We start from the raw sequence: 25,791 nt of genomic DNA on the forward strand, positions 1-25,791 counted from the left end.
CGCTCAGGTCCGGAAAGTCGACACCAGCTTCACCAGCTCGTCGGCCTGGTGGCGCAGGCTCTCGGCGGCGGCGGCACTTTCTTCCACCAAGGCTGCGTTTTGCTGGGTGGCCTGGTCCATTTGCGTGATGGCTTGGCCGACCTGGTTGACGCCCGTGCTTTGCTCCTGGCTGGCGGCGCTGATCTCGCGCACGATTTGCGCCACGCGGCCGATGGACGCCACCACGTGGTCCATGGTTTCGCCGGCGCGGTTCACCAGCTGCGCGCCTTGCTCCACGCGTTCCACGCTCACGCCGATGAGGCTCTTGATCTCCTTGGCGGCTTCAGCACTGCGCTGCGCCAGCATGCGCACCTCGCTGGCCACCACGGCGAAGCCGCGGCCCTGCTCGCCGGCCCGGGCCGCTTCCACGGCCGCATTCAGCGCCAGGATGTTGGTCTGGAACGCAATCGCGTCGATGGTGCCGATGATGTCGGCGATCTTGCGTGAGCTTTCTTCGATGCCGCGCATGCGCTGCACGGCCTCGCCCACCACCTCGCCGCCCTGGCGCGCCACGTCGCTGGCGTCTTGCGCCAGGCGGTCGGCTTCATTGGCGTGGCTGGCGTTGAGCTTCACGGTGGCCGACAGCTGCTCCATCGACGCGGCGGTTTGCTGAATCGCGCTGGCCTGCTGCTCGGTGCGGGAGGACAGGTCGTTGCTGCCCATCGCGATTTCCGAGCTGGCGGTGGCCACTTCGCTGGCGTTGTTGCGCACCGAGCCCACCAGGCCGCGCAGGGCTTCCTGCATGCTGGCCAGGGCACGGGTGAGTTGGGCGGTTTCGTCGTCGCCGATGGAATGGATGGGGCGCGACAGGTCGCCTTGACCGACCAGTTCCGCCTCGGCAATGGCGGTGTGCAGCGGACGCACCACCGACCGGGTGATGAACCACGCCGCCGCCACGCCCAGCGCCAGGCAGCCCAAGGCCATGAACACCATGATCAGCTGCGTGCGGCGGGCCTCTTCGCGCACCGCTTGCGTTTCGATGCGGACCCGCTCGCCCTGGAAATCGGCCATGGCGCTGATCTTGGTGATGTAGGCCTCGGACGCCGGGCGCATCTTGCTCTCCAGCGTGCGCAGGGCGTTCTCAGCCTCGCCCGCCTTCAGATCGGCAAACACCTGGTTGCGGATGTCGACGTAGGCCTTGCGGGCATCGGCGATCTCGGCCAACAAGGCTTTGCCGCGCTCGCTGTCGACGACCTTGACCAAGGTCTCCTGCAGCTCGCTGATCTTGGTGCTGGTGGTCTTGACGAGCGGCGAAAAATGCTCGGCCACCGGGCCGGTACCGCCCGCCCGCGCCACCGCTTCGGTGCGGGTCACGTTCAGCTGCGTCAGGGTGCGCCACTCTTCAGCGAGGCGCTGGCGTTTTTGCAGTTCCAGCAGCAAGTCCAGATGCGGGCCCACCGCGCCCACTTCCCGGTAACTGAGACCGACGGCCACCGCCAGCAGCAGCAGCACGGTGCCGAAGCCCACCGCCAAACGAGCGCCGATGCGCAGCGTCAACAAGTTCATTGCCGTTCTCCTTTGCACGCCGGCCGGGGCTAACGGCCCAGCCAGCGGATGACAACGACTTTACTCCTGAAGTTGGAAAATTTGATTTAATCGATTTAATCAAATTAGCCAAAGACGGGAATAGTCGGCGCTTGGATGCGGCCGGCGCCGACGGGCGGGCCGGGGTGGCTGCCCATGAAAAACGCCGCCCGAGGGGGCGGCGTGGTGGGCACGGTGGGGGACGCGTTCGCGCCGCCGGTGCGTGGTGCTGGGGCCACAGGGGCCGGCGCGCGGCGGCCTTACAGGCCGGCTGCAGCCTTGAGGGCTGCAGCTTTGTCGGTACGTTCCCACGTGAACTCGGGCTCTTCGCGGCCGAAGTGGCCGTAGGCGGCCGTCTTGGAGTAGATCGGGCGCAGCAGGTCCAGCATCTGGATGATGCCCTTGGGGCGCAGGTCGAAGTGCTCGTTCACCAGCTTGGCGATCTGCTCGTCCGGAATCACACCGGTGCCTTCGGTGTAGACCGTCACGTTCATCGGGCGGGCCACGCCGATGGCGTAAGCCACCTGCACCTGGCACTGGCGCGCCAGGCCAGCGGCCACCACGTTCTTGGCGACGTAACGCGCGGCGTAGGCGGCCGAGCGGTCGACCTTGGACGGGTCCTTGCCCGAGAAGGCGCCACCGCCGTGCGGGCAGGCGCCGCCGTAGGTGTCGACGATGATCTTGCGGCCGGTCAGGCCGCAGTCACCCTGCGGGCCGCCGATGACGAAACGGCCGGTCGGGTTGATCAGGTACTTGGTGTCGGCCGTGAGCCATTCCTTGGGCAGCACCGGCTTGATGATTTCCTCGCGCACCGCTTCGTAGAACTCGTCGGTCATGCGGTTGCCGAGCGAGTACTCCGGCGCGTGCTGGCTGGACAGCACGATGGTGTCGATGCTGTGGGGCTTGCCGTCCACGTAGCGCATCGTGACCTGGCTCTTGGCGTCCGGGCGCAGGAAGGGCAGGCGACCGTCCTTGCGCAGCTGGGCCTGGCGCTCCACCAGGCGGTGGGCGTAGTAAATGGGCGCGGGCATCAACTCGGGCGTCTCGTCGCAGGCGTAGCCGAACATCAGGCCCTGGTCGCCGGCGCCGAGGTTCAGGTAGTCGTCGCTGGCGCGGTCCACGCCCTGGGCGATGTCGTTGCTCTGCTTGTCGTAGGCCACCAGCACCGCGCAGCCCTTGTAGTCGATGCCGTACTCGGTGTTGTCGTAGCCGATGCGCTTGATGGTGTCGCGCGCGACCTGGATGTAGTCGACGTTGGCCTGCGTGGTGATTTCACCGGCCAGTACCACCAGGCCGGTGTTGCACAGGGTTTCGGCGGCCACGCGCGAGAGCGGGTCTTGCTCGAAGATGGCGTCGAGGATGGCGTCCGAGATCTGGTCGGCCACCTTGTCGGGGTGTCCTTCAGAGACGGATTCAGACGTGAAGAGGAAATCGTTGGCCACTTTTAAACTCCTGGTTGCTGTGGGTCGGCGTTGCCGTAGCTCCTGGAGGTGCGGCGAACGCTTTAGCAGGATTTGTGAATCGCCCCGCAAGTAGTTCATTAACTCGGCGATACCCCAAGTATAGGAAACATGGTCCTGCTCTTTCGTTGGTTCTCCCGGTGTCCTTTGGCGCTTTTGCACGCTTTGGGGTCGGTGTTGGGGTGGGCGGTGTACGCGGCGTCGGCCACTTACCGCCGCCGGTTCAGGGCCAACGTGGCGCAGGCGGGCCTGCCTTGGGCCGCTGCGCGCCCGGCTATCGCGGCCGCAGGGCGCATGGCGGCGGAGCTGCCGTGGCTGTGGGTCGGGCAGCGCGGCAAGCCGCTGGGGCGTGCCCTGCGCTGGGACGGCGAGCACCTGATCGCCGAGGCGCTGGCCGAGAAGCGGGGCCTGGTGGTGATGACGCCGCACCTGGGGTGCTTCGAGATCTGCGCGCAGGCGATTGCCGAGCGCTTCACCACGCCTGAGGCGCCCATCACCGTGCTGTACCGGCCTGCCCGCCAGGCGGCGCTGCGCGAGGTGATGGCCGGCTCGCGCGAGCGGCCAGGCCTGGCCACCGCGCCGGCTTCGCTGGCGGGCGTGCGGCAGATGATCCGGGGCCTGCGCCGCGGTGAGGTGATCGGCTTGTTGCCCGACCAGGTGCCGCCGGACGGCCTGGGCGTGTGGGCCCCGTTCTTCGGCCGCCCGGCCTACACCATGACGCTGGCGGCCCGCCTGGTGCAGCAGACGGGCGCCGCGCTGCTGCTGATCTGGGGCGAGCGCCTGCCCGGCGGGCAGGGCTACGTGGTCCATGTGCTGCCTGCGCCGAATATTCCCCGCGAGGCCAGCGCCGAAGACGCCGCCGCCACCGTGAACGCCGCCATGGAAAGCCTCATCCGCCGCGCGCCGGGTCAGTACCTGTGGGGTTACCACCGCTACAAGCAACCGCGCGGTCTGGACATCGGCGCCGCGCCGGATAATCCGGCCCCATGAACAAGCCCCCACGCTCACTGCGCTCGCTGCCCCCCGAGGGGGCGCGTCAGTCCCTTCGGACGGCCGGGCGGGACTGACATGAGATTGCGTTTCACCAAGATGCACGGCGCGGGGAATGACTTCGTCGTCATCGACGCCACGAAGCAGCCCCTGACGCTCACGCCCGAGCAGATGCGTCACCTCGGCGACCGCCGCTTTGGCGTGGGCTGCGACCAGATCCTGGTGATCGAGCCCAGCACCGACGCCGGCGCTGACTTCCGCTACCGCATCTTCAACAACACCGGGGCCGAGGTGGAGCACTGCGGCAACGGCTCGCGCTGCTTCGTGCGCTACGTGGTGGACGCGGGGCTCACCGACAAGCGCGAGATCCATGTCGACACCCTGAACCGCCGGCTGCGGCTCATGTTGCAGGACGATGGCCGCGTGACGGTCAACATGGGTGCGCCGGTGTTTGAGCCGGCGGCCTTGCCGTTCGACCCCGCCGGCCTCGTGCCGCGCCTGGAACACGGCTTCGAGCTGTGGCCGGTGGAAGGGGTGGAGCTGGGTGTCGTGTCCATGGGCAACCCGCACGCCGTGCAGCGCGTGGCCGATGTGGCCACCGCGCCGGTGGCAACACTCGGCCCGCGGATCGAAGGCCACGCCCGCTTCGCGCGGCGCGTGAATGCCGGCTTCCTGCAGGTGCTGGCGCGCGACCGCATCGCCCTTCGGGTGTACGAGCGCGACGCGGGCGAAACGCTGGCCTGCGGCACGGGCGCTTGCGCGGCCGTGGTGGTGGGCATCCGCGCCGGTTGGCTGGATTCGGCCGTGGAGGTGCAAACCCGCGGCGGCCAACTGCGCATCGAGTGGGCCGGAGGCGACAGCCCGGTGCTGATGACCGGCCCCGCTGTGAAAGTTTTTGACGGAGAGATCGAGCTGTGAGTTCCAACCCAGCCGCGGACGCGGTGCAAGGCATCACCGAAACCGACATCGCCAACTACCTGGCGGCCACGCCCGGCTTCTTCGAGCGCCACGCGGCGTTGCTCGCCACGGTCCAACTGCAGCACCCGCACGGCACGCGTGCCGTGTCGCTGCAAGAGCGCCAGGCCGAGATGCTGCGCGACAAGATCAAGGGCCTGGAGCAGCGCCTCATCGACATGATCCGCAACGGCCAGGACAACGTGGCCATTGCCGACCGCCTGCACCGCTGGACGCTGGCCGTCATGCGTGCGGCTGGCACGCCGGCGGAGCTGCCCGGCGTGCTGCTGCACGAGTTGCGCCACCAGTTCATGATCCCGCAGGCCAGCCTGCGCCTGTGGGGCGTGGCGCCGGCGTACGAGTCGGCTGAGTTCGCGGCCTCGGTCAGCGCCGATGTGAAGAGCTTTGCGTCCAGCCTCAGCCAACCCTACTGCGGCGTGAACTCGGGCTTCGAGGCCGCGCGCTGGCTGGGCCTGTCGGAAAGCGGCGGCACGGCCACGTCGCTCGCGCTGATTCCGCTGAGCCAGGCGAATGCACAAGACGGCAAGCCGTTCGGCCTGCTGGTGCTCGGCTCGCCCGACCCCACGCGCTACACCGCCGAGATGGGCACCGACTTCCTGACCCGCGTCGGCGAGATCGCCAGCGCGGGCCTGACGGGGCTGCTGGCCCAGGCATGACCGCCGCGGGCGTCAGCGTCGAACCCGAAGCCCTGGCTCTGCCGGCGGACTTCGAGGACTACCTGCGCCACGCCCGCGTTCAACAACGCCTGAGCCCGCGCACGCTCACGCTCTACACCGACGGCCTGGCGCGCTTGCAGGCGCTGCTGCTGGACGGGGCGCTGGAGTTGCGCACCCTGTCGCTGGCCCAGGCCCGGCGGCTGGCGGCGCAGCTGCACCGCGAGGGGCTGGCCCCGAAGTCCATCGCGCTGCTGCTGTCCATTTGGCGCAGCGCCTACCGCTGGCTGGGCCGCCAGGGCCGCGTGGCCGTGAATCCGTTTGATGGCCTGCGCGCGCCCAAGGCGCCCAAGCCGCTGCCCAAGGCGCTGGGCGTGGACGATGCCGTGCAACTGGCCAGCCATGTCGAAGCCGCGCCGGCCGATGCCCTGGCCGAACTGCAGGACCGCGCGGTGGTGGAGCTGCTGTACGGCGCCGGCCTGCGCGCGGCCGAGTTGATCGGCCTGGACGCGCAAGCCAGCACCAGCGCGGCCGGCTGGGTGGATCTGCAAGCCGGCGAAGTGCATGTGCTGGGCAAGGGCGGCAAGCGCCGCTCCACGCCGCTCGGGCGCGCGGCCGCGCAGGCCGTGCAGGCGTGGCTGGAGGTGCGTGACCAGCGGGCCGCGCCGGGCGAGGTGGCACTCTTCGTGGGCGCACGCGGTCACCGCCTGGCGGCCTCGGTGATGCGCCAGCGGCTGGCAGCCCGCGCGGTGGCAGCCGGCAGTCCGGCCCACGTGCACCCGCACATGCTGCGGCACAGCTTTGCGTCGCACCTGCTGCAGTCCAGCGGCGACCTGCGCGCCGTGCAGGAACTGCTGGGCCACGCCCACATCACCACCACCCAGGTCTACACGCAGCTGGACCACCAACACCTGGCGCGCATCTACGACGCCGCTCACCCGCGCGCAAAAAAATGAGATTCCGACTTGCTGCCCTGACGGCCTTGCTGGCGACATCAGCCGGCGCCACGCCCGACGATGCGCCATTCGCGCGCATCCAGGCCCTGCGCCCGGCCGCTGTGGAAGGCAACTGGACGCGCATGAAGATGCCCGACGGCGGCCGCACCGCGTTCGCCTCCATCAACTACCTGATGGCCCTGGACGACGACTGGGGCTTTGGCCCCGGCGTGTACGGCGCGGCCAAGGGCAACTACGGCGGCATCTTCACGGTGGGCTTCACCGGCCAGCGCCGTTGGCGCCTGAGCAGCCAGACCCACCTGGCGGCCAGCCTGTACGTGGGCGCGGGCGGCGGGCTGTCCAGCCAGCAGCTGCGTTTCGGCGGCGGCTTGATGCTCAGGCCCGAACTGTCGCTGCGCACCGAAACCGGTGCCTGGTACAGCGGTGTCGGCTTGTCGCAGATCCGCTTCCCCGGCGGCAACGTGAAGAGCGGCGTGGGCCTGAGCTTCACGCTCGGCCGGGCGATGGACTTCCCGAGCTTTGCACCGGAAGACGCCGGCCGGCGAGGCCGTGCCACGCAGCGCACCGGCCTGGGCTTTGACGAGATTGCGCTGACCGGTGGCTACGAAAAGCCCAGCGGCAGCAGCCGCGACCGCAGCGGCGCCCCGCTGGTGCGTCGCATCGGCCGGGCGGGTGCCGAGTTGCGCCAGTACATCGTGGACGGCAGCTGGTGGGGCATCGAGGCCGCCGGCGCAGCCCAAGGCGGCGCGGACGGCTACATGGAAGTGCTGGGCCAGATCGGCCAGGACTGGCCCCTGTTCGGTTCGCCCCGCCTGCGCGCGGGCGGCCAGCTGGGCGCGGGCCTGGGCGGCGGCGGCAATGTGGACACCGGCAGCGGCGTGCTGTTGCGTGCCGGGCCCACGGTGCGGTGGCTCACGCCCTGGGGCCCCAGCCTGCGCCTGGACACCGGCTACACCCATGCGCTCAGCGGCGGCTACCGCGCCCCCTACGCGCGCCTCGTGCTGGCCATGCCGCTGGACCGTGCACCGGCCGCGTTCGTGGACGAAACCGGCGGCGTCGTGCGGGTGCAGCAGTTGGGCGCCAGTGCGCAGTACCTGCCGCGCATGCGCTTCAAGGACGGTCGCGTCGAGGGTGTCACGCACCTGGCGGTGCGCATGTCGCGCGAGTTCTCGCCGCGTGTCTACGGCACGGCCCAGGCCGGCAGCGCGGCGGCCGGCAGTGCCGGAGCCTATTCCTTCGGCCTCTTCGGCCTCGGCGTGCAGAGCGACCCGCTGTGGCGTGGCGTGCGCGTGGGGGGCGAATGGCTGGTGGGCGCCGCGGGGGGCGGGGGCGTCTGGGTGGGCGGTGGCGCCGTCACGCAGGCCGAGCTGTGGGCCCAGTGGCCGCTCAGCGAGCGGCTGTCGCTGCGCGGCGGCGTGGGCGAATTCCACACGCTGCGCGGCCACACTCAATCCACCCCGCTGACCCACTTGTCGCTGAGCTACGCCTACGGCACGCTGCAGCGCTGAGCGCCGCGCCGGCGCTCAGCGCCCCTTTGAAGAGATTTGTCGATGAAGAAGATCACCCTCCGCCCGGGCAAGGAACGCTCGTTGGTCAAGCGCCACCCCTGGGTGTTTGAAAGCTCCGTGGCCCGTGGCGGCGGCGATGCGGGCGAAACCGTGCGCGTGGAGTCGGCCGACGGCCAGTTCCTCGCCTGGGCCGCGTTCAGCCCGCAGTCGCAGATCCGCCTGCGGGCCTGGAGCTTTGACGAGGCCGAGCGCATCGACGCCGCCTTCTTCCAGCGCCGCATCGCGCAGGCGCTGGCGTTTCGCGCCCGGCTGCCGGTCGCGTCGAATGCGGTGCGCCTCATCCACGGCGAGGCCGACGGCCTGCCCGGCTTGATCGTCGACCGGTACGTCGACACGCTGGTGGCGCAGTTCACCAGTGCGGGTGTGGAGCGCTGGAAGCCGGTGATTGCGGACGCGCTGATCGCCGCCACCGGCCTGACGCGCCTGTACGAGCGCTCGGACGCCCAGGCCCGCGAGTGGGAAGGCCTGCCGGTGAAGACCGGCTGGCTGCGCCAAGGCGCGAACGATGCGGGCGAGACGGCCCTGACCATCCAGGAACACGACTGGCAGCTCACGCTCGACGTGGCCGAAGGCCACAAGACCGGCTACTACCTGGACCAGCGCGACAGCCGCAAGCGCTTTGCCGATGCGGTGCGGCACTACGGCTGCCAGACCGTGCTGAACTGCTTCAGCTACACCGGCGGCTTCTCGGTGGCCGCGCTGGCTGGCGGGGCCCAGCGGGTGATCAGTGTGGATTCCTCGGCCCCGGCGCTGGCGCGTGCGCAGGCCCATGTGGCGCTGAACGGTTTCGACGCGGCCCGCCACGAGGCCTGGGACGCCGACGTCAACGCCACGCTGCGCCGCTGCCTGGCCGAAGGCCAGCGCTTTGACGCCATCGTGCTGGACCCGCCCAAATTCGCCCCCACGGCGGCGCACGCGGAACGGGCTGCCCGGGCCTACAAGGACATCAACCGCCTGGCCTTCATGCTCTTGAACGACGGCGGGCTGCTGTACACCTTCTCGTGCTCCGGCGGCATTGCGCCGGACCTGTTCCACAAGATCGTGGCCGGCGCGGGCCTGGACGCGGGCGTGGACGGCTACATCATCGAGCGCCTGTGCGCCGCGGCCGATCACCCGCAGACGGTGCGTTTCCCTGAAGGCGACTACCTCAAGGGCTTGGGCATCCTCAAGCGCTGACGCGGCGCAGCAGGCGCCGCCCGCCGGGTGTCATCGGCGGTTCAGTCCCTGGCGCTTCAGAAGAGCGCCATCGACAGCTTGCGGCGGTAGCTGTCGATCAGCGGGTCGCTGTGCACCACGGCGGCCTTGCCGGCAATTTCCAGCGTGCCGCTCTTGGCTTCGGCGGCGGGCTTGGGCGCCGGTTTGGTCAGCAACTCCAGGATGGCCACGTAGGTCTTGCGCGCGACCTGGTCCTTCCAGGCCTTGTCGCGCATGATGATTTCCAGCAGTTCGTCCATCGCTTCCGTGAAGCGCTGGCCGGCCAGGTGGGTTTGGGCCAGGGCCAGGCGGGCGTCGAAATCGCGCTTGTTCGCGGCAATGGCTGCTTGCAGCGCGGCCGGGTCAGCACCGGCGCTGGCGTCGAACGCGGCCAGCCAGGTGGCCAGGGCCGCCAGGCGCGGCGAGGGCACGAGCGTGTCGGCCGCCTTGGCGGCGACCGGGGCGAACGCCTCGCGTGCCTCCGAGAGGTGGCCGCGCTCCAGCAAGGCCTTCACGTAGTCGAATCGCGCGGTGTCGTTGGCCGGGTCGGTGTGCACGGCGTGGGCCAGCTTGGTCAGCGCGGCGTCTTCATCGCCCTGGGCCATCAGGGCCTCGGCGTCTTCCACGTCGGCAGCGGCTTCCAGCGCCTCACCGGGCGGCACGTGCTTGTCCAGGAACTCGCGGATCTGCGACTCGGGAATCGCGCCCAGGAAACCGTCCACCGGCTGCCCGCCCGCAAACATCACGCAGAACGGGATGGAGCGCACGTTGAACATCTGGCTCAGCTGCGTGGCGATCTCGGGCACCTCGTCGCTGTTGAGCTTGGCCAGCGTGAAGCGGCCGCCGTATTCGGCCTCCAGCTTCTCCAGGATGGGGCCCAGCGTGCGGCAGGGGCCGCACCAGGGGGCCCAGATGTCCAGCAGCACCGGACGCTCTTGAGACGCCAGGATGAGTTCGGCTTCGAAGTTCTGGAGGGTGATGTCGATCATGGCAACAAAGGGAGCTGAGAAGGAGGTGGAGCCTCGGCTTCTACAATTCAAGGCTTTTCTGAGTCTCGGAGCGCGCTTTGTCCATGTCAGCCCCCCAGAACCCCGACGCCGTCATCGGCATCGTCATGGGCTCCAGCAGTGACTGGGAGACGATGAAGCAGGCGGCCGCGATTCTGACCGAGTTCGGTGTGCCCTTCGAGGCACGCGTCGTGTCGGCCCACCGCATGCCGGACGAGATGTTTGCCTACGCCGAGGCCGCCAGCGGCCGAGGCCTGAAAGCGATCATCGCCGGCGCCGGCGGTGCCGCCCACCTGCCCGGCATGGTGGCCGCCAAGACCACGGTGCCCGTGCTGGGCGTGCCGGTGGCCAGCCGCCATCTGCAGGGCGTGGACTCGCTGCACTCCATCGTGCAAATGCCCAAGGGCATCCCGGTGGCCACCTTCGCCATCGGCACCGCCGGTGCGGCCAACGCGGCGCTGTTCGCCGTGGCCATGCTGGCCACCGGCAACCCGGCCTTGCTGGCGCAGCTGGATGCCTTCCGCGCCCGGCAGACGGCCGCGGCCCAGGCCATGACGGCGGAGCTGACCTGATGGCGGCGCTGCTGCCGGGCCAGGCGACGCTGGGGGTGCTGGGGGGCGGCCAGTTGGGCCGCATGTTCGTGCACGCCGCCCAGGCGCTGGGCTACCGCTGCGTGGTGCTGGATCCCGACGCCATCAGCCCGGCCGGCGCCGTGGCCGAGTCGCATGTGAAGGCCGACTACCTCGACCCGGTGGGTCTGGCCCAGATGGCGCGCGACTGCGACGCCATCACCACCGAATTCGAGAACGTGCCTGCCCTGGCGCTGGAAACCCTGGCCGGCATGCGCGTGGTGGCGCCCGCCGCGGCGGCCGTGGCCGTGTGCCAGGACCGCGCGGTGGAGAAGGCCCACTTCGAGGCCGCCGGCGTGGCCTGCGCGCCGCATGCCGTCATCACGAACGAGATCGAGCTGGCCGGCGTGGACCCGGCGCTGCTGCCGGGCATCCTCAAGACCAGCCGCATGGGCTACGACGGCAAGGGCCAGGTGCGCGTGCGCACGCCGGCCGAGCTGGCCGCCGCCTGGGACGACCTGAAGCGCGTGCCCTGCGTGCTGGAACAACTGCTGCCGCTGCGGGCCGAAGTGAGCGTGCTGGTGGCGCGCGGGTCCGATGGCCAGGTGGTGAACTACCCCGTGCAGCAGAACTTGCACCGGGCCGGCATCCTGGCCGTGACCGAAGTGCCGGCGCCGGCCGTGCCTGCCGACGTGCAAGCCGCCGCCGTGGCCGCGGCCCGGCAGGTGGTGCAGGCGCTGGGCTACGTGGGCGTGCTGTGCATCGAGTTCTTCTGGCTGGACGACGGCCGCCTGGTGGTCAACGAGATGGCACCGCGCCCGCACAACAGCGGCCACTGGACGATGAACGGCGCCAGCGTGTCGCAGTTCGAGATGCAGGTGCGCGCACTGGCCGGCCTGCCGCTGCCCGAGCCGCGCCAGCATTCCGCCAGCGTCATGCTCAACCTGCTGGGCGACTTGTGGTTCCCCGCCGGTGACGACGCCCGCACCCCGCCGTGGGACCGTGTGCTGGCGTTGCCCGGCACGCACCTGCACCTGTACGGCAAGGCCGAGGCCCGCCGCGGGCGCAAGATGGGCCACCTCAACATCACCGCCGACACGCCGGACGCCGCACGTGCAGTGGCGCGCGAGGCGGCGGTGCTGCTGGGCCTGCCCGCCGACTTCTGATGCTGAACCTGCCTGGGTCCGACCCCGCAGCCGTTCAGGCCGCCGCCCAGCGCCTGGCCGACGGCGAGTTGCTGGGGTTGCCGACCGAAACGGTCTACGGCCTGGCCGCGCGGGCCGACCAGGACACGGCCGTCGCCAAGATCTTTGCCGCCAAGGGCCGGCCGAGCGATCACCCGCTCATCGTCCATGTGCTGGACGCGGCGGGGGCCGAGCCGTTCGCGGTGTCGCTGCCCGAGCGGGCCCGCCGTTTGATGGACGCCTTCTGGCCCGGACCGCTCACGGTCATCGTGCCGCGCCGGCCGGGCATGGCCGAGGCGGCGGCCGGTGGGCATGCCACGGTGGCCGTGCGGGCACCGGCCCACCCGGTGGCGCGCGCGGTGCTGGCCGCTGCGCGTGAACTGGGCGTGCAAGGCGTGGCCGCACCGAGCGCCAACCGGTTCGGGCGTGTCAGCCCCACGCTGGCGCGGCATGTGGTGGAAGAGTTCGGCCCTGAACTGATGGTGCTGGATGGTGGCGCCTGCGATGTGGGCATCGAGTCCAGCATCGTGGATTGCAGCCGCGAGCGGCCGGCGTTGCTGCGCCCGGGGTTGATCAGCCGCGAGCGCATCGAAGCCGCGCTGGGCGAGACCCTTGTGGAGCCCGATGCGGCAGCGCCCAAGGCCTCGGGCACGCTGGCGGCGCACTACGCCCCGCGGGCGCGGGTGCGGCTGCTGGCGGCGGACGCGCTGGCTTTACGTTTCGCTGCGGCGGCGGCCAGCGGGGCCGTCGAGGGGCTGGCGGTATATTCACGCGCCCAACTGCCGGCCTGGCATTGGCAGGCCCTGCCGGCCGACCCGGCGGCAGCGGCCCACGAATTGTTTGCGGTGCTGCGGGCCCTGGATGCGGCCGGCGCCCGTGAAATCTGGGTCGAGGCGCCGCCCCGCGACGCCGCCTGGGATGGCGTGCGCGACCGGCTCAGCCGGGCCGCTGCGGCCTTCACCGATTGAGTTTTGTCCCTGAGTTGATCGTCATGCAACGTGTTGTCTCCCAGAAATTGAAGCGCAGCCTGGCTCTGGCCACGGTGGCAGCCGCGGCGCTGCTGGCGGGCTGCGGGGGTGGCAGCACCCAGCAGATCGACCCGTTTGCACCGAAGCGGATCATTGCGTTCGGCGACGAAAGCGGCGCCATCCTGCAAAGCGGCAAGAAGTACGGCATCAACGGCCTGAACGTCGACACCAAGCTGGTGGACTGCAAGCTCAACCCGAACTGGTCGCAAATCCTGGCCAGCGGTTTCGGCTTCGTCTACTCGCAGTGCAACACCGACTTCGTCGCGCTGCCGCAGGGCCTGATGTACGCCACGGCCGGCGCCAAGGTGGCGGACGTGCGCGACAAGATGGACCAGTACCTGTCCAACGACAACTTCGGCCCCAAGGACTTGGTGGCCATCATGGTGGGTGTGAACGACATCCTCGAGCTCTACCGCCAGTTCCCGGCGCAGAGCCGCGACTCGCTGATCAACGAGGCCAAGGCGCGCGGCAAGCTGCTGGCCGATCAAGCCAACCGCGTGGCCAACGCCAACGGCCGCGTCATCGTGTCCACCATCTTCGACGTGGGCCTGACCCCCTTCGCCCAGAAGGAAAAGCTGCAACAGACCGACATCGACCGTGCGCTGTTCCTGGACGACCTGAGTGCGGCCTTCAACACCGCTCTGCGCCTGAACCTGATCAACGACGGTCGCTTGATCGGCCTGATCCTGGTGGACGAAAGCATCCAGCAGATCGCCCGCTTCCCGACGGCGTTCGGCTACACCAACGTCACCACGGCCGCCTGCCGGACCGAAGTGGCCGCACAAGACTGCACGTCGGACACCCTCACCGCCGACGCCAGCGCGACGCAATGGCTGTGGGCGGGCGACACCCTGTTGGGCCCGACGGCGCAGCAGCGCATCGGCACGCTGGCGCTGAGCCGCGCCCGCAACAACCCGTTCTGACCGAGGCCCGCCCGACGACCGGCCTCGACGGTCTATCGGCCGTGGAGGCCGTTGAGGCCGTTGAGGCCTACGCCGCGTTGCCCACCGCGGGCGGCGCGGCGGGAGCCGGTCGAATCTCGAAGGCGCCGGCCGGCTTGCAGCCGCCGGCGACCGCTCAGGCCGTGTGGGTGCGCAGTTCTCTGCGCAGGATCTTGCCGACGTTGCTCTTGGGCAGTTCGTCGCGGAACTCGATGAACTTGGGCCGCTTGTAGGCCGTCATCTGCTGGGCGCAGTAGGTGGCCAGGTCTTCCTCGGCCAGCGCCGGGTCGCTCTTGACCACGAACAGCTTCACCGCTTCGCCGGACTTGGCGTCCGGGATGCCCACCGCCGCGCACTCCAGCACGCCCGGGTGCAGGTTCACCACCTGCTCGATCTCGGTCGGGTACACGTTGAAGCCGCTGACGAGGATCATGTCCTTCTTGCGGTCCACGATGCGCACGTAGCCGCGCTCGTCCATGATGCCGATGTCACCGCTCTTGAAGTAGCCGTCGGCGCACATGACGTTGGCGGTTTCGTCCGGCCGCTTCCAGTAGCCGGCCATGACCTGCGGGCCGCGAATGCAGATCTCGCCGCGCTCGCCAATGGCGACGTCCCGGCCGTCGTCGTCGCGGATGGCGATTTCGGTGCCCGGCACGGGCAGGCCGATGCTGCCGTTGAACACGCGAAGGTCCAGCGGGTTGATGGTGGCGGCCGGCGAGGTTTCTGACAGGCCGTAGCCCTCCACCACCGGGCAGCCGGTCACCTTCAACCACTTCTCGGCCGTGGCCTGCTGCACGGCCATGCCGCCGCCGTTGGAGATGACGAGTTCGGAGAAATCCAGCCGTGCAAAGCCCGGCTCGTTGGCCAGCGCGTTGAACAGCGTGTTGACGGCCGGGAAGATGTGGATCTTGTGGCCGCGCAGCGTCTCAATGAAGCCGGGGATGTCGCGCGGGTTGGGCACCAGGATGTTGAGATGACCCATGCGGGCGCCCAGCATGAAGCAGGCCGTCAACGCAAAGATGTGATACAGCGGCAGGGCGCAGACGTTGGTGAACTGCATGTCCTGGGGGAGCTTGGCCAGCATGGGCTGGAACCAGGCTTCCACCTGCAGGATGTTGGCCACGATGTTGCGGTGCAGCAGCGTGGCGCCCTTGGAGACGCCGGTCGTGCCGCCGGTGTACTGCAGGAAGGCCACGTCCTCAGGGCCGAGTTCGGGCTTCTTGAGCGTCAGCCGCTCGCCGTGCCGCAGCGCCTCGTTGAAGCGCACCACGGTGCGGCCCTCGCCCACGGGCAGGCGGAACTCGGGCACCATCTTCTTCAGGTGCCGCACCGCGAAGTTGATCAGCGGGCCCTTCCACCAGTTCAGCAGGTCGCCCATGGACGCCAGCACCACGTGCTTCACGTCGGTGTTGGCAATGACCTCTTCCAGCGTGTGCGCAAAGTTCTCCAGCACGACGATGGCGCGGGCGCCCGAGTCCTTCAGCTGATGTTCCAGCTCCCGCGGCGTGTACAGCGGGTTCACGTTCACCACCACGAAGCCCGCGCGCAGGATGGCCGCAATCGCCACCCCGTACTGCAGCAGGTTGGGCATCATGATTGCGACCCGGTCGCCCTGCTTCAGGCCCTGGGCCTGCAGCCAAGCGCCGAGCTGGGCCGACAGTTGGTCCAGCTCCGAAAAGCGCATGCGCTGGCCCATGCAGATCGCTGCGTCACGCTGGGCATGCTTGCGGAAGGCCTCGTTCAGCAGGTCCACCAAGGAGTTGTAGACGCTGGTGTCGATCTCGGCCGGAACGCCGGCCGGGTAGCTGGCCAGCCAGGGCTTGGTGCGGGCGGTCAGCGCAGGGGCGTCATCCAGGGTGGCGGCGGTCATCGGCAGGCCTCGGCGGGAGAAGGTCGCTGATGTTGGTGGCCGGCGTGTCACCCGGCTAGGGGACTTGCCCTACGTCGCGATCGCGACAACGTTTTCAGACGCCGGCAAACAACGCCCGGGCCAGGGCGTCCTCGCGCTGGCGAACCGTTTCCAGGAACTCATTCGCGCCGCGCATCGCGCGAAAGGTGTCGAAGCCGGTTTCCAGGAAGTGCTGCAGCGCGCCCAGGCCCGCCATCTGCGCCGGGCCGCGCATCAGCCGCAGGCTCTGCCGCAGCAGCGGCTTGCGCGTCAGGCGGTCCAGCGCCTGGCCCACCGCCAGGGTCAGGTCGATCTGCTGCTGGCGCGAGGCCGGCTCGCCGCAGGCCCGCCAGGCCGCGCCGTAGGCCGCGGTGTCGACCGCCGGCGAGGGCAGGTGCTCGGCCATGCAGGTGTCCAGCCGCTCGGACAGCGCGTGCAGCCGGGCCAGCTTGGCCACGGTGTCCACCACCTCGTCGGGGAATAGCCGGGTCAGCGTCGGGATGACGCGGGCGAACTGCGCATCGCGCTGCCGGTAATCCTGCGGGCCGTACAGCTCCTGCAGGAAGAACTGCGTGGCGGCTTCGTAGCGCGGGTGGGCCAACAGGTCGGCGTAGGTGTCCGCAAAGCGGCGCTGCTGCCAGGTCTTGAGGGCCTGCACCCGCGCGTCCAGCGACGCGTCCGCCGTCCGCCGGGCCCGCTCGGCGTCCACGGCGCGCAGTTCGTTCAGCAGAGATTCGGCGGTCAGGTCGTCCATCGCGAGGGTCGATTTTCGCTGCCTACACTGATCCGATGAATGCACGTCTTCAGCGGGTCTGGTTCTGGGTGCGGTGGCTGGGCGCCGCGGCGATCGGGTGGCATTTCGGGTGGGGCTGGGGGCTGGTGGCGGCGTGGGTGTACCCACTGTCGCTGCTGCCGTCGTTCGCGGTGCTGCGCTGGATCAACCGTGGCGCGCACGCACCGCGCTGGGGTGAGTTGCTGCAGGCCTGGGCGCGCGAGGTGGTGGCCACCGAGATGAGCTTCGGCTGGCGCCAGCCCTGGCGCACCCGCGCCGAGCCGGATCACCTGCCGGAACCTGCGCAGGGGGCCACGCACGGTGTGCTGCTGGTGCATGGCTTCAGCTGCAATCGGGCGTTCTGGAATGTGTGGATGGCGCGTTTGCGCCAGCAGCCCGGCGTGGCCTTTGTGGCGCCGAGCCTGGAGCCGGCCTTCGGCAGCATCGACGCCTACGCCGAGCCGCTGGAGCAGGCGGTGCAGCAACTGGTGGCCGCCACGGGCCGCATGCCGGTCATCGTGTGCCACAGCATGGGCGGCGTGGCGGTGCGGGCCTGGTGGCGGCGCTACGGTGGGGACGGGCGTGAGGCGCCGCAGGTCATCACCCTGGGCACGCCGCATGGCGGCACGCTGCTGGCGGCGCTCTCGCCGGCGTACAACGCGCGGCAGATGCGTTGGCAGTGCGACTGGATCCGTGCACTCCCGCCGCTGCCCCGCCTCACGGCGGTGTGGACGCCCTGCGACCAGATGGTGATGCCGGCGCTCACCGCCGCGCCGGCGGGGTCAAGCGCCCACCGCATCGACGCGGTGGGTCACGTGGGCCTGGTGAGCGACCCGCGGGTGTGGGCGCTGTTTCAGACGGCCTTGGCCGGCTCATCCTTGAGCACGCCACGGCGGATCTGATCGAGCTCGATGCTCTCGAACAGCGCCTTGAAGTTGCCCTCGCCGAAGCCCTCGTTGCCCTTGCGCTGAATCAGCTCGAAGAAGATCGGGCCGATCACTTCCTTCGTGAAGATCTGCAGCAGCAGCTCGTTGTCGGCGCCCAGGTGCGTGGCGCCGTCGATCAGGATGCGCAGGCGGCGCAACTCGGCCACGTTCTCGCCGTGCTGGGGCAGGCGCTTGTCGATGAGGTCGAAGTAGGTGTCGATGGTGTCCTGGAACACCACGCCCGTGTCCTTCATGCCCTGCACCGACTGGTAGATGTTGGTGGTGCCCAGCGCGACGTGCTGGATGCCTTCGCCGTGGTACAGGTCCAGGTACTCGGCGATCTGGCTCTTGTCGTCGCTGCTCTCGTTGATCGGGATGCGGATCTTTCCGCAGGGGCTGGTCATGGCCTTGCTCTTCAGGCCGGTCAGCTTGCCCTCGATGTCGAAGTAGCGCACCTCGCGGAAATTAAAGAAGCGCTCGTAGAACTCCGACCACTCCTTCATGCGGCCACGGAAGACGTTGTGCGTCAGGTGGTCGATCTCGGTCAGACCGTGGCCCACCGGGTTCGGGTCCACCGGCTGGCCGGCAGCGTCCAGCAGGGGCACGAAGTCCACGTCGTAGATGCTGATGTTGCCGATGGCGCCCGGCTTGGCGCCGCCCTTGCCCTGCCAGCGGTCCACAAAGTAGATCAGCGAGTCGCCGATGCCCTTGATGGCCGGGATGTTCAGCTCCATCGGGCCGGCCTTGTTGTCAAAGCCCCAGGCGCCCAGTTCCAGCGCGCGTTGGTAGGCGTGGGCCGCGTTGTCCACGCGGAAGGCGATGGCGCAGATGGACGGGCCGTGCAGGCGCGCAAAGCGCTGCGCGAATGAGTCGGTCTCGGCGTTGATGATGAAGTTCACGCCGCCCTGGCGGTACAGCGTCACGTTCTTGTGGCGGTGGCGGGCCACGGCGGTGAAGCCCATCGTGCGGAACAGCTCGCCCAGCGCGGCGGGGTCGGGAGCGGCGAACTCGATGAACTCGAAACCGTCGGTGCCCATGGGGTTGTCCCAGGGAGTGAACTTGGCCATGGATGTCTCCGGCGTGTGATGCGTGAAACCCAAAATTCTGCGGCGCACGGTGCGCAGCTTTCATGCAATTCACGGCGCCAGGGAAGCCTTCAACGCAGGAAAACTGCAAAATTCCGGGCATGGACGCTGTCATCGAGCTCGACGCCATCGACCGCCGCATCCTGCGCGCTTTGCAGCAGGACGGCCGTGTCACCTACGACGCCCTCGCCAGCGAGGCCGGCCTGTCGTCCTCCGCCGTGCTGCGCCGCGTGCGCCGGCTGGAGGAGGCGGGGGTGATTGCGTCTTACGTCGCCCTGGTGCCGCCCGAGCGCGTGGGCCTGGGCCTCACGGCCTACCTGAACGTGCGCCTGGAAAAGCAGACCGACAACCCGCTGCGCAACCCGCGCGACCTCTTCCGCGCCGCGGTGCAAACCTGGCCCGAGGTCGTGGAGTGCGCCGCCATGACCGGCGAGATGGACTACCTGCTGCGCGTGCTGGTGCAAGACATGCAGCACTACGCCCGCTTCATCAGTGACACCCTGCTCAAACACCCCAGCGTGCAAGACTGCAAGACCAGCTTCGTGCTGGAGCGGCTGAAGAACACGACGGCGGTGCCGGTGTGAGGTGTGGGTGGCAGGTGGAAGGTGCCTGAGTTGTGGAGCCGTGACCAACGCCCGCGTTTTGCTCGTGCCAGCGGTGACAGGGCAGCGTGACCCTAAGGGGCTTCCGGTACGGAAGTTACCCTGTGTACGGGCTACCGCCGGCTGGCAGAGTCGTAGCGCAGAAGGCCGCCCTTCGTACTGCGTTCATGAGCGTGAAAGCCGGTAATAAGAGCCTATTGATTCGGCTGCGCGTGCTATTGCTGCGGATCGTGTGAGGTTGGTTTGACGGGTATCGCTGGAATTTTTCAGCATGATGTGCTGAATTTGCGGGAAAATTACTCTCATAGAAGTTGCTCTATGGAAACCATTGCGAAACACCGAAAAAAGTTGTTGGAGCCGTATACGCAGAGCAGCGCAGCGGCGGACATCGTTGCCAGTGCGAAACATTTGGCACACCTAGTTCTTGCAAGCGATCGGCTGCTGCACAGGCACAAGAAGAAGATGTTGTCGGAAGTGTTGTGGCTAATTTCCGAGGCGGACGGGAAATACTCGACTCGTTATCGCAGTGTTGAGGTCGTTCGGTTGGCGCAATGTGAGCCGACATCAACGGCGCGAATACAGCACGAACATGTCTTTCCGCGAAAACGAGTTACCGAGTCAATTTTGCGTGATCGCGAGCGCCTCCTTGCAGACCCCGCGTTGCTCGACACAATTCTGGAGCAGACGGTTGGCTGTGTGGTCACGGTAGATGAACACAAGGCGCTGTGCGATCATGAAGATGGTTGGCGTCGTTATTCAAATGTTCCAGTCTTGGATATGGCTACCAGCCCACCGTCCATCATCCATGTCAGCTAATCTGGCCTTCATTCACTCGGGTAGCCAAAATTTGGCCGCTGCGAGCGGAATATAGTCATTGGCGCTTTTGCTCGAACTATTTGTCGCCGCTGACCTGCATCCCGCTTCAAAGCCCTGTAAATCTAAGCTCATGGGTCACCACTATCTACCGCAGAAGTACCTAAACGGTTTCGTGCGAGAGAAGAGGATTTGGGTCCACGACAGGCTGGATAGACGGTCGTTCCCTTCGCAGCCAAAGTCAGTGGCGAACGAAACTGACATGTACGGCAGCGAAGTAGAAGCATTCCTCGCTACTCAAGTCGAAGATCCAGCGTTAGAGGTTCTCGATGCTGTTCGAGCGAGAAAGCAGTTCGGTGCTGGCGAAAGGTCAGCCCTTGCACGGTATGTGGTTGCACTGTGGCGGCGTGTGCCCAGAGCGCGCGAGTTTGTCCGGCAGTTGATGCCAAGCCAAGCCGAAGCAACCCGAGCTGAGGTGCACGCAGCGCTCGATAATCTCCTGCAGACAAATCCAGCGCAGGCGGATCTGATTGCTCGTAAGCATCAGGAGGCCGATCAAATCGTGGATCGCATGGGCTCCACGGGCGGCGTTGAAATCTGGCAGAAGATGTTGACCACGCACCAGAGTACGAACGTTGAGCGTGCTCTTCTGAATATGAGCTGGTCTTTCCTTATTAGCGAGGAAGTGCCATACATCACTGGGGACAATCCTGTCTTTTTCTTCGAGCGCGAGGGCATTGGTCGGCCGGACTCAGAACTTACTGTTCCGCTGTCCTCAAGTGTCGCCCTCTGGGCATTTAACGGTCGCAGCAAGTACCCTTTGTATGTGGCCGCGCGCCCATATGCTGCCAGAGAAGTCAATCGCCGAACTATTGCCAAGGCAACGCGATACGTGTTTGACCGAGACAATGCGCCCTGGATACTTCCGGCTCTTATGAAACCGAGCCATCAGCATCACCGGTTGCGATGAGGTGCTCTCAGGTGATCCGCTGCCTGACGGCTCTGATGCCTTTAGCCGACGCGGCGCTTAACTCCATGCATGCGCGAATGCCTTCCCACAAATGGTTCTCAGGCAGGAGGCGTTTCTCAGGGGGCGCTCCTGTTCGTCGCGAGCCAGGCGCAGTGTTTGCCGGCGCCACGCGCCCGATCAGTCGAACTCGCGCAGCAGCTTGAGCGTGTGCTCGGGGCTGAGGTTCAGCAGCTGGGCAATTTCCAGCAGGTCGTCGGGCACGCCGGCGTCGTCCCAGCCGCGGGCGGTGTGGCGGGCCACGCGCACGGCCAGTTGCACGCAGCGCACTTGCGGGTCGCGGCCGTCTTCGTCGTTGGTGATGCGGGTCAGCAGCTCGGGCAGGCGCCAGCGCTTCATCAGCGCTTGCTCGATCTCGGCCAGCGTGATGCCCAGCACCTGCCGCTGCGCCACCACGCTGCGCAGGTGGCGGTCGGCCTCTTGCAGTTGGGCAATTTGCAGCGCCAAGGCGGGCGCGTGCAGCCACAGCAGCATTTCGGCGAAGTCGTGCAGCAGCGCGGCGCTGTGGATGACGGCGGCGTCGGGGTCGGCGCGGTGGGCGGCAAAGCCCAGGGCGTAGCGAGACGCGCGCTCGGCGCGTTGCATCACGCGCGACAGGCCCATCAAGGCGTCGTCGTTGTCGCCCAGCAGGGCTTCCATGGTGGGCTGCGGCCCGAACTCGCGGAAGAACGGCGAGATGCCGGTCATCACCAGGGCGGCGGTCACGGTTTCGGCGTCGGCCCGCATGCCGGTGTTGCGGCTGCGGCGCTGTTCGCTGGCGTGCACCAGCACCTTCAGCGTCATCAGCGGGTCGGTGGAGATCATGTCGCCCAGGCTGTGGGCGTCCACGTCGTCTTCGGTGGCCCGCATGTGCTCCAGCGCCTCGGCGGTCTCGGCCAGCACCGGAATCTCCGCACGCGCAAACGCTTCAACCCAGGCGTCAAGGCTGGGCAGTGGGGCGGTGAGGCGCAAACGGTGGGGCATGGGCCGGATGCTAGGCCTGAGTGGGGCCGCCTGCTTGCCAGAGGCGGCCCCGTTTTGCGGCTCAGTTCACAGCCTGGGCACGCCGTCCAGCTGGGCGGTCAGCGTTCCGTCGGCATACAGCGCCCCTTCGGGCGCGCCGGCTTCGGCGTAGAACTCCAGCTGGCCGGCGGCCTTGCGGCGGCGCCGCGCGGGCGAAAACACCAGGCGCAGCGCGCGGGCGGCGCGCCGCAGGCGCTTCCAACGCCGGGCCCAGGCGTCGTGGGTTTCTGCGGCATCGGGGCCGCGCAATTCCATCCATCTCATGAGGGTCTCCTTGGGCGCGAGCCCGGCGGCCCTCATCACATGGATCGGTGGTGAGGAGGGGGCCGTTCGCGCGGTGGCTTCAGGGGCTGTCGTCGGGGAAGCGCTCGCGCAGCAGGCGTCGCAAGTCCAGGCGGGCTTGCTGGCGCTGGGCGCGGGCGTCGTGCGGGCTGGCGTGTCGGCCGGCGGTGCGTTTCAAGGCCGGCGCGACGAGCGGATTGCGCGGCTTGCGCAGGTTCAGCTGCATCGGGCGGGGAGAGGTGAACTGGGGCATGGAGTGCTCCGGTGAAAGCCGCTCGCGGGCGGCGGGCCATGCAGCGGCTCGACCCGGGAGGGCCTGGCGTTTGCGCGAAAGGGGTCAGGGGGTGCCCGGGGCTTGCGCTCGAGACAAGCGGGCCGGGCGGGTCAGGGGTTGGTGTGCAACCTCGCTGCGACGTTTGGGGACTGCACCGTCACAACTTGCGCAAATGATAAACAAACGTTGATCTTGCGCAAGCAGTTTTTATCCAACAAGCGCAACGCAGCGCGGCGGCATCCCCCAGGTGAAGGAGATGCCGCCGCGTGGCGTTGGGCTGGGTCAGCGCTTCTTGGGTTTGAGCGGGGCGATGCCCGACTGCAGCTTGCGCCACTCGTCCAACTCGGCCTGCGGGCTGGGGGCAGCTTTGGGGGCGGCGCGCGGTGGCGCCACGGGTTCGGGCGTCAGCACCTCGCCAAGCAGGTCCAGCAGCCGGGTGCGGGCGCGCTGGGGGTGGCGGCGGTAGTAGGTCAACACCAGGCCCACGATGAAGCGCTCGTCATCGTCCTGCGGCAGGCTGGGCGAGGGCTCGGGGGGCGGCGGGGCCACGTGGCCCATGGCCGCGGCCATGGAGGTCAGCGGGGCGGGCGCGGGCGGTGCGCCGTGCTCCAGGTCCATCCAGCCCGGCGTCTTGTGGCACAGCTGCTCGAACTGCCGTGCCAGCCGTTCTCCGATCTGGCGCGAGCGGCCCTTGATCTGGCTCCAGTAGCTGGGCTGGATCTGCAGCTTCTCGGCAAAACGCCGCTCCAGCCCGCGCAGGGCGGCCGCATCGGGATTCTTCAGGGTGGCGTGGACGAACTCGTCGAACAGCCGCATGGCGTTGTCCAGACGGATCTGGGCCACGTCGCGGGGAGCGGGGGACATGGGGCCGGATGATAAATGGCCGTTAATCCCACTTGGAGAGGGCGGCCACTGCGGCTTGCGCGCCGGCTAGTCGTCCTCGTGCCCCCGGAAGGCGCTGACCAGCGCCGCCTGCGTGTTCGGCGGCACGGCTTCGTAGTGCGACAGCAGCAGCGTGTACCGGCCCTGGCCGGCGGTCATGGAGTTCAGCCGGGTCTGGTAGCTGGCCAACTCGGCCAGGGGCGCCAAGCCCTGCACCACCAGGCTGCCGGGCACGGCCGCGCGTGTGCCGTTGACCTGCCCGCGGTGGGAGGCCAGGTCGCCGGTGATGTCGCCAATGCTGTGCTCCGGCGCGGTCACCTCCACTTGCACGATGGGCTCCAGCACCATCGGTCGGGCGGCCTGCACGGCTTCCATCAGCGCGCGCCGGCCGGCGGTGACGAAGGCGATTTCCTTGCTGTCCACCGAGTGGTGCTTGCCGTCGTACACCGTCACGCGCAGGTCCACCAGCGGGTGGCCGGCGATCACGCCGCTGGCCAGCGCTGAGCGCACGCCCTTCTCCACAGCGGGCATGAAGGCGCCCGGAATGGTGCCGCCCTTCACCGCGTCCACGAACTCGAAGCCCGCGCCGCGTGCCAGCGGCTCAACCCGCAGGTAGACCTCGCCGAACTGCCCCGCGCCGCCGCTTTGCTTCTTGTGGCGGTAGTGGCCTTCGGCCGGGGCCGAGATGGTTTCTCGGTAGGCAATGCGCGGCGGCTCGGTCACGACCTCGCCCTTGTACAGCTCGCGCACGCGTTCCAGCAGCAGGCGCAGGTGCAACTCGCCCAGGCCGTAGACCAGGGTCTGGTGCGTTTCTCCGGCCTGCTCGATGCGCAGGCACGGGTCTTCGTCCACCAGCCGGGCCAGCACCTCCCAGAGCTTTTGCTCGTCGCCGCGCCGCGCGGGGCTGATGGCCAGGCCGTGCACGGGCGTGGGAAAGTCCAGGGCTTGCAGGAAGATGTGTTCGTCCTCCTGCGCGTCGTGCAGCACGGCGTCGAACGCCAGGTCGTCCACCTTGGCCACGGCGCACAGGTCGCCGGGCAGGGCTTCGTCCACGTCCACATGCTTGGCGCCTTGCAGCATGAACAAATGTCCCACGCGGATGGGCTTGCGCGCATGGCCCACGAACAGCAGGCCGCCCTTGGCCACCCGGCCCTGGTGCACGCGCATCACGCCCAGCTTGCCGAGGTAGGGGTCGGCCACGATCTTGAACACGTGGGCCAGCGCGTGGGCGGCGGGGTCCGGCCGGGCAGGGTAGGGCGTGGGCTCGGGGCCCTTGCCCTCCAGAAATGGCGGCGGGTTGCCCTCGGCCGGGTTGGGCATCAGCGCTTCAATCGCCGCCAGCAACTCGGCCATGCCGGCGCCGGTTTTGGCGGAGCAGAAGCACACCGGGATCAGGTGACCCTCGCGCAACGCCTGTTCCAGCGGGGCGTGCAGTTCGCGCGGGTCCACATCGCCGTCGGTCAGGTAGCGGTCCACGAACGCGGCGTCCACCTCCACCACCTGCTCCACCAGCGCGCGGTGCGCCTCGGCCACGCTGGAAAAGTCGCTGTCGCCGGAGGCCGCGAAGAAGCAGTCCGCCACGCGGCGGGCGCCGTCGGCCGGCAGGTTCAGCGGCAGGCATTCGCGGCCGAACACGGAGCGGATCTGGGCCAGCAGGCCGGGCAGGTCGGCGTCCGGCGCGTCGATCTTGTTGATGACGATCAGCCGCGCCAGCCCGCGCTCGCCGGCGGCGGTCAGCAGGCGCTGGGCCATCAGCTCGATGCCGTTTTGTGCGTTGATGACCACCAGCGCGGTGTCGGCCGCCTCCAGCGCCGGCAGGGCCTGGCCCACGAAGTCGGGCGCGCCGGGGGTGTCGATGGCGTGCACGCGAATGCCGCCGTGCGTGAAGTGCGCGAGGCTGGACTGCAGCGAGTGGCCCAGGCGCTTCTCCAGCGGGTCGTGGTCGCTCACCGTGTTGCCGCGCTCCAGGCTGCCAGCTTGCGGGATGGCGCCGGCATGGGCCAGCAGGGCCTCCAGCAGCAGCGTTTTGCCCGCCCCGGAGGGGCCCACCAGCGCCACCGTGCGGATGGCGCTCACGCGTGAATCCAGGCCGTGTTCAGCACTCATCGGACCTCCTCGGTGTGGCGCCCAGCGTAGAAGAACGCGGCCCG

Annotated in this window: 25 protein-coding genes; 14 read left to right on the forward strand and 11 right to left on the reverse strand. The window is 68.6% G+C overall.

Features of this window, described 5'->3' with window-relative positions; translation table 11 throughout:
* Window positions 1–3: 3 nt before the first annotated feature.
* Together ACG01O_RS13550 and metK are read right to left on the reverse strand one after the other, a co-directional pair.
* Complete coding sequence (locus tag ACG01O_RS13550) at window positions 4–1,545, reverse strand: methyl-accepting chemotaxis protein (protein ID WP_394385416.1); 1,542 nt, start codon at window positions 1,543–1,545, stop codon at window positions 4–6.
* 278 nt (window positions 1,546–1,823) lie between these two features.
* Complete coding sequence (gene metK / locus ACG01O_RS13555; protein ID WP_394385418.1) at window positions 1,824–3,005, reverse strand: methionine adenosyltransferase; 1,182 nt, start codon at window positions 3,003–3,005, stop codon at window positions 1,824–1,826.
* A gap of 129 nt (window positions 3,006–3,134) precedes the next feature.
* On the opposite strand from metK, the gene ACG01O_RS13560 reads away from it, so the two are divergent.
* From ACG01O_RS13560 to ACG01O_RS13585, 6 genes are all read left to right on the forward strand, one after another.
* On the forward strand, window positions 3,135–4,013 hold the full coding sequence (locus ACG01O_RS13560; protein WP_394385420.1) for a lysophospholipid acyltransferase family protein: 879 nt from the start codon (window positions 3,135–3,137) through the stop codon (window positions 4,011–4,013).
* Between the two features lie 78 nt (window positions 4,014–4,091).
* A complete protein-coding gene (dapF, locus tag ACG01O_RS13565; RefSeq protein ID WP_394385422.1) occupies window positions 4,092–4,931 on the forward strand; it encodes a diaminopimelate epimerase in 840 nt (279 codons plus the stop codon).
* On the forward strand, window positions 4,928–5,644 hold the full coding sequence (locus ACG01O_RS13570; RefSeq protein ID WP_394385424.1) for a DUF484 family protein: 717 nt from the start codon (window positions 4,928–4,930) through the stop codon (window positions 5,642–5,644). The genes dapF and ACG01O_RS13570 overlap by 4 nt, the downstream gene beginning before the upstream one ends.
* Window positions 5,641–6,597, forward strand: coding sequence for a tyrosine recombinase XerC (locus ACG01O_RS13575; RefSeq protein ID WP_394385426.1), 957 nt, complete (start codon window positions 5,641–5,643; stop codon window positions 6,595–6,597). Before ACG01O_RS13570 ends, ACG01O_RS13575 begins: the two co-directional genes overlap by 4 nt.
* Window positions 6,594–8,105, forward strand: a complete 1,512-nt coding sequence (locus ACG01O_RS13580; protein WP_394385428.1) for a hypothetical protein — start codon at window positions 6,594–6,596, stop codon at window positions 8,103–8,105. Before ACG01O_RS13575 ends, ACG01O_RS13580 begins: the two co-directional genes overlap by 4 nt.
* Before the next feature lie 42 nt (window positions 8,106–8,147).
* Window positions 8,148–9,341: a class I SAM-dependent rRNA methyltransferase gene (locus tag ACG01O_RS13585; protein WP_394385430.1), complete on the forward strand. Its 1,194-nt coding sequence runs from the start codon at window positions 8,148–8,150 to the stop codon at window positions 9,339–9,341.
* Window positions 9,342–9,397: 56 nt separating this feature from the next.
* On the opposite strand, the gene ACG01O_RS13590 is transcribed toward ACG01O_RS13585, so the two are convergent.
* A complete protein-coding gene (locus ACG01O_RS13590) occupies window positions 9,398–10,348 on the reverse strand; it encodes a tetratricopeptide repeat protein (RefSeq protein WP_394385432.1) in 951 nt (316 codons plus the stop codon).
* Between the two features lie 83 nt (window positions 10,349–10,431).
* Between ACG01O_RS13590 and purE the strand changes: the two genes are divergently transcribed.
* From purE to ACG01O_RS13610, 4 genes are read left to right on the forward strand one after another with little or no spacing between them, the layout of a single operon-like run.
* Window positions 10,432–10,938, forward strand: coding sequence for a 5-(carboxyamino)imidazole ribonucleotide mutase (gene purE / locus ACG01O_RS13595; RefSeq protein ID WP_394385434.1), 507 nt, complete (start codon window positions 10,432–10,434; stop codon window positions 10,936–10,938).
* On the forward strand, window positions 10,938–12,101 hold the full coding sequence (locus ACG01O_RS13600; protein WP_394385436.1) for a 5-(carboxyamino)imidazole ribonucleotide synthase: 1,164 nt from the start codon (window positions 10,938–10,940) through the stop codon (window positions 12,099–12,101). The genes purE and ACG01O_RS13600 overlap by 1 nt, the downstream gene beginning before the upstream one ends.
* Window positions 12,101–13,087: an L-threonylcarbamoyladenylate synthase gene (locus tag ACG01O_RS13605; RefSeq protein ID WP_394385438.1), complete on the forward strand. Its 987-nt coding sequence runs from the start codon at window positions 12,101–12,103 to the stop codon at window positions 13,085–13,087. Before ACG01O_RS13600 ends, ACG01O_RS13605 begins: the two co-directional genes overlap by 1 nt.
* Before the next feature lie 23 nt (window positions 13,088–13,110).
* A complete protein-coding gene (locus ACG01O_RS13610; protein ID WP_394385440.1) occupies window positions 13,111–14,070 on the forward strand; it encodes an SGNH/GDSL hydrolase family protein in 960 nt (319 codons plus the stop codon).
* Window positions 14,071–14,224: 154 nt separating this feature from the next.
* Here the strand turns inward: ACG01O_RS13610 and ACG01O_RS13615 are convergent, their stop codons facing one another.
* Together ACG01O_RS13615 and ACG01O_RS13620 are read right to left on the reverse strand one after the other, a co-directional pair.
* Window positions 14,225–15,958, reverse strand: coding sequence for a long-chain-fatty-acid--CoA ligase (locus ACG01O_RS13615; RefSeq protein WP_394385442.1), 1,734 nt, complete (start codon window positions 15,956–15,958; stop codon window positions 14,225–14,227).
* A 94-nt stretch (window positions 15,959–16,052) separates the two neighbouring features.
* On the reverse strand, window positions 16,053–16,730 hold the full coding sequence (locus ACG01O_RS13620) for a DUF8198 family protein (RefSeq protein ID WP_394385444.1): 678 nt from the start codon (window positions 16,728–16,730) through the stop codon (window positions 16,053–16,055).
* A 35-nt stretch (window positions 16,731–16,765) separates the two neighbouring features.
* Between ACG01O_RS13620 and ACG01O_RS13625 the strand changes: the two genes are divergently transcribed.
* Entirely contained in the window at window positions 16,766–17,650 is an 885-nt protein-coding gene (locus ACG01O_RS13625; protein ID WP_394385446.1) for an esterase/lipase family protein, read from the forward strand.
* Here ACG01O_RS13625 and hppD read toward each other — a convergent pair.
* A complete protein-coding gene (gene hppD, locus ACG01O_RS13630; protein WP_394385448.1) occupies window positions 17,602–18,741 on the reverse strand; it encodes a 4-hydroxyphenylpyruvate dioxygenase in 1,140 nt (379 codons plus the stop codon). The genes ACG01O_RS13625 and hppD overlap by 49 nt on opposite strands.
* A 119-nt stretch (window positions 18,742–18,860) precedes the next feature.
* On the opposite strand from hppD, the gene ACG01O_RS13635 reads away from it, so the two are divergent.
* The 3 genes from ACG01O_RS13635 (at window position 18,861) to ACG01O_RS13645 (ending at window position 21,144) form a co-directional block, all read left to right on the forward strand.
* On the forward strand, window positions 18,861–19,343 hold the full coding sequence (locus tag ACG01O_RS13635; protein WP_394385450.1) for an Lrp/AsnC family transcriptional regulator: 483 nt from the start codon (window positions 18,861–18,863) through the stop codon (window positions 19,341–19,343).
* Between the two features lie 336 nt (window positions 19,344–19,679).
* Window positions 19,680–20,177, forward strand: coding sequence for a hypothetical protein (locus ACG01O_RS13640; protein WP_394385451.1), 498 nt, complete (start codon window positions 19,680–19,682; stop codon window positions 20,175–20,177).
* Between the two features lie 130 nt (window positions 20,178–20,307).
* Window positions 20,308–21,144 (forward strand): DUF4238 domain-containing protein, encoded by an 837-nt coding sequence (locus tag ACG01O_RS13645; protein WP_394385650.1) that lies wholly within the window; start codon window positions 20,308–20,310, stop codon window positions 21,142–21,144.
* Between the two features lie 177 nt (window positions 21,145–21,321).
* Here ACG01O_RS13645 and ACG01O_RS13650 read toward each other — a convergent pair whose 3' ends face one another.
* From ACG01O_RS13650 to fusA, 5 genes are all read right to left on the reverse strand, one after another.
* Window positions 21,322–22,164, reverse strand: coding sequence for an HDOD domain-containing protein (locus ACG01O_RS13650; RefSeq protein ID WP_394385453.1), 843 nt, complete (start codon window positions 22,162–22,164; stop codon window positions 21,322–21,324).
* Window positions 22,165–22,230: 66 nt separating this feature from the next.
* Window positions 22,231–22,467 (reverse strand): hypothetical protein, encoded by a 237-nt coding sequence (locus ACG01O_RS13655; protein ID WP_394385455.1) that lies wholly within the window; start codon window positions 22,465–22,467, stop codon window positions 22,231–22,233.
* A gap of 79 nt (window positions 22,468–22,546) precedes the next feature.
* A complete protein-coding gene (locus tag ACG01O_RS13660) occupies window positions 22,547–22,738 on the reverse strand; it encodes a hypothetical protein (protein ID WP_394385457.1) in 192 nt (63 codons plus the stop codon).
* Between the two features lie 303 nt (window positions 22,739–23,041).
* Window positions 23,042–23,623 (reverse strand): hypothetical protein, encoded by a 582-nt coding sequence (locus tag ACG01O_RS13665; protein WP_394385459.1) that lies wholly within the window; start codon window positions 23,621–23,623, stop codon window positions 23,042–23,044.
* A gap of 66 nt (window positions 23,624–23,689) precedes the next feature.
* Window positions 23,690–25,747, reverse strand: a complete 2,058-nt coding sequence (gene fusA, locus ACG01O_RS13670; RefSeq protein WP_394385461.1) for an elongation factor G — start codon at window positions 25,745–25,747, stop codon at window positions 23,690–23,692.
* Window positions 25,748–25,791: the final 44 nt, after the last annotated feature.

This window comes from Pelomonas baiyunensis (assembly GCF_043555935.1).
Classification (GTDB): domain Bacteria; phylum Pseudomonadota; class Gammaproteobacteria; order Burkholderiales; family Burkholderiaceae_C; genus Pelomonas; species Pelomonas baiyunensis.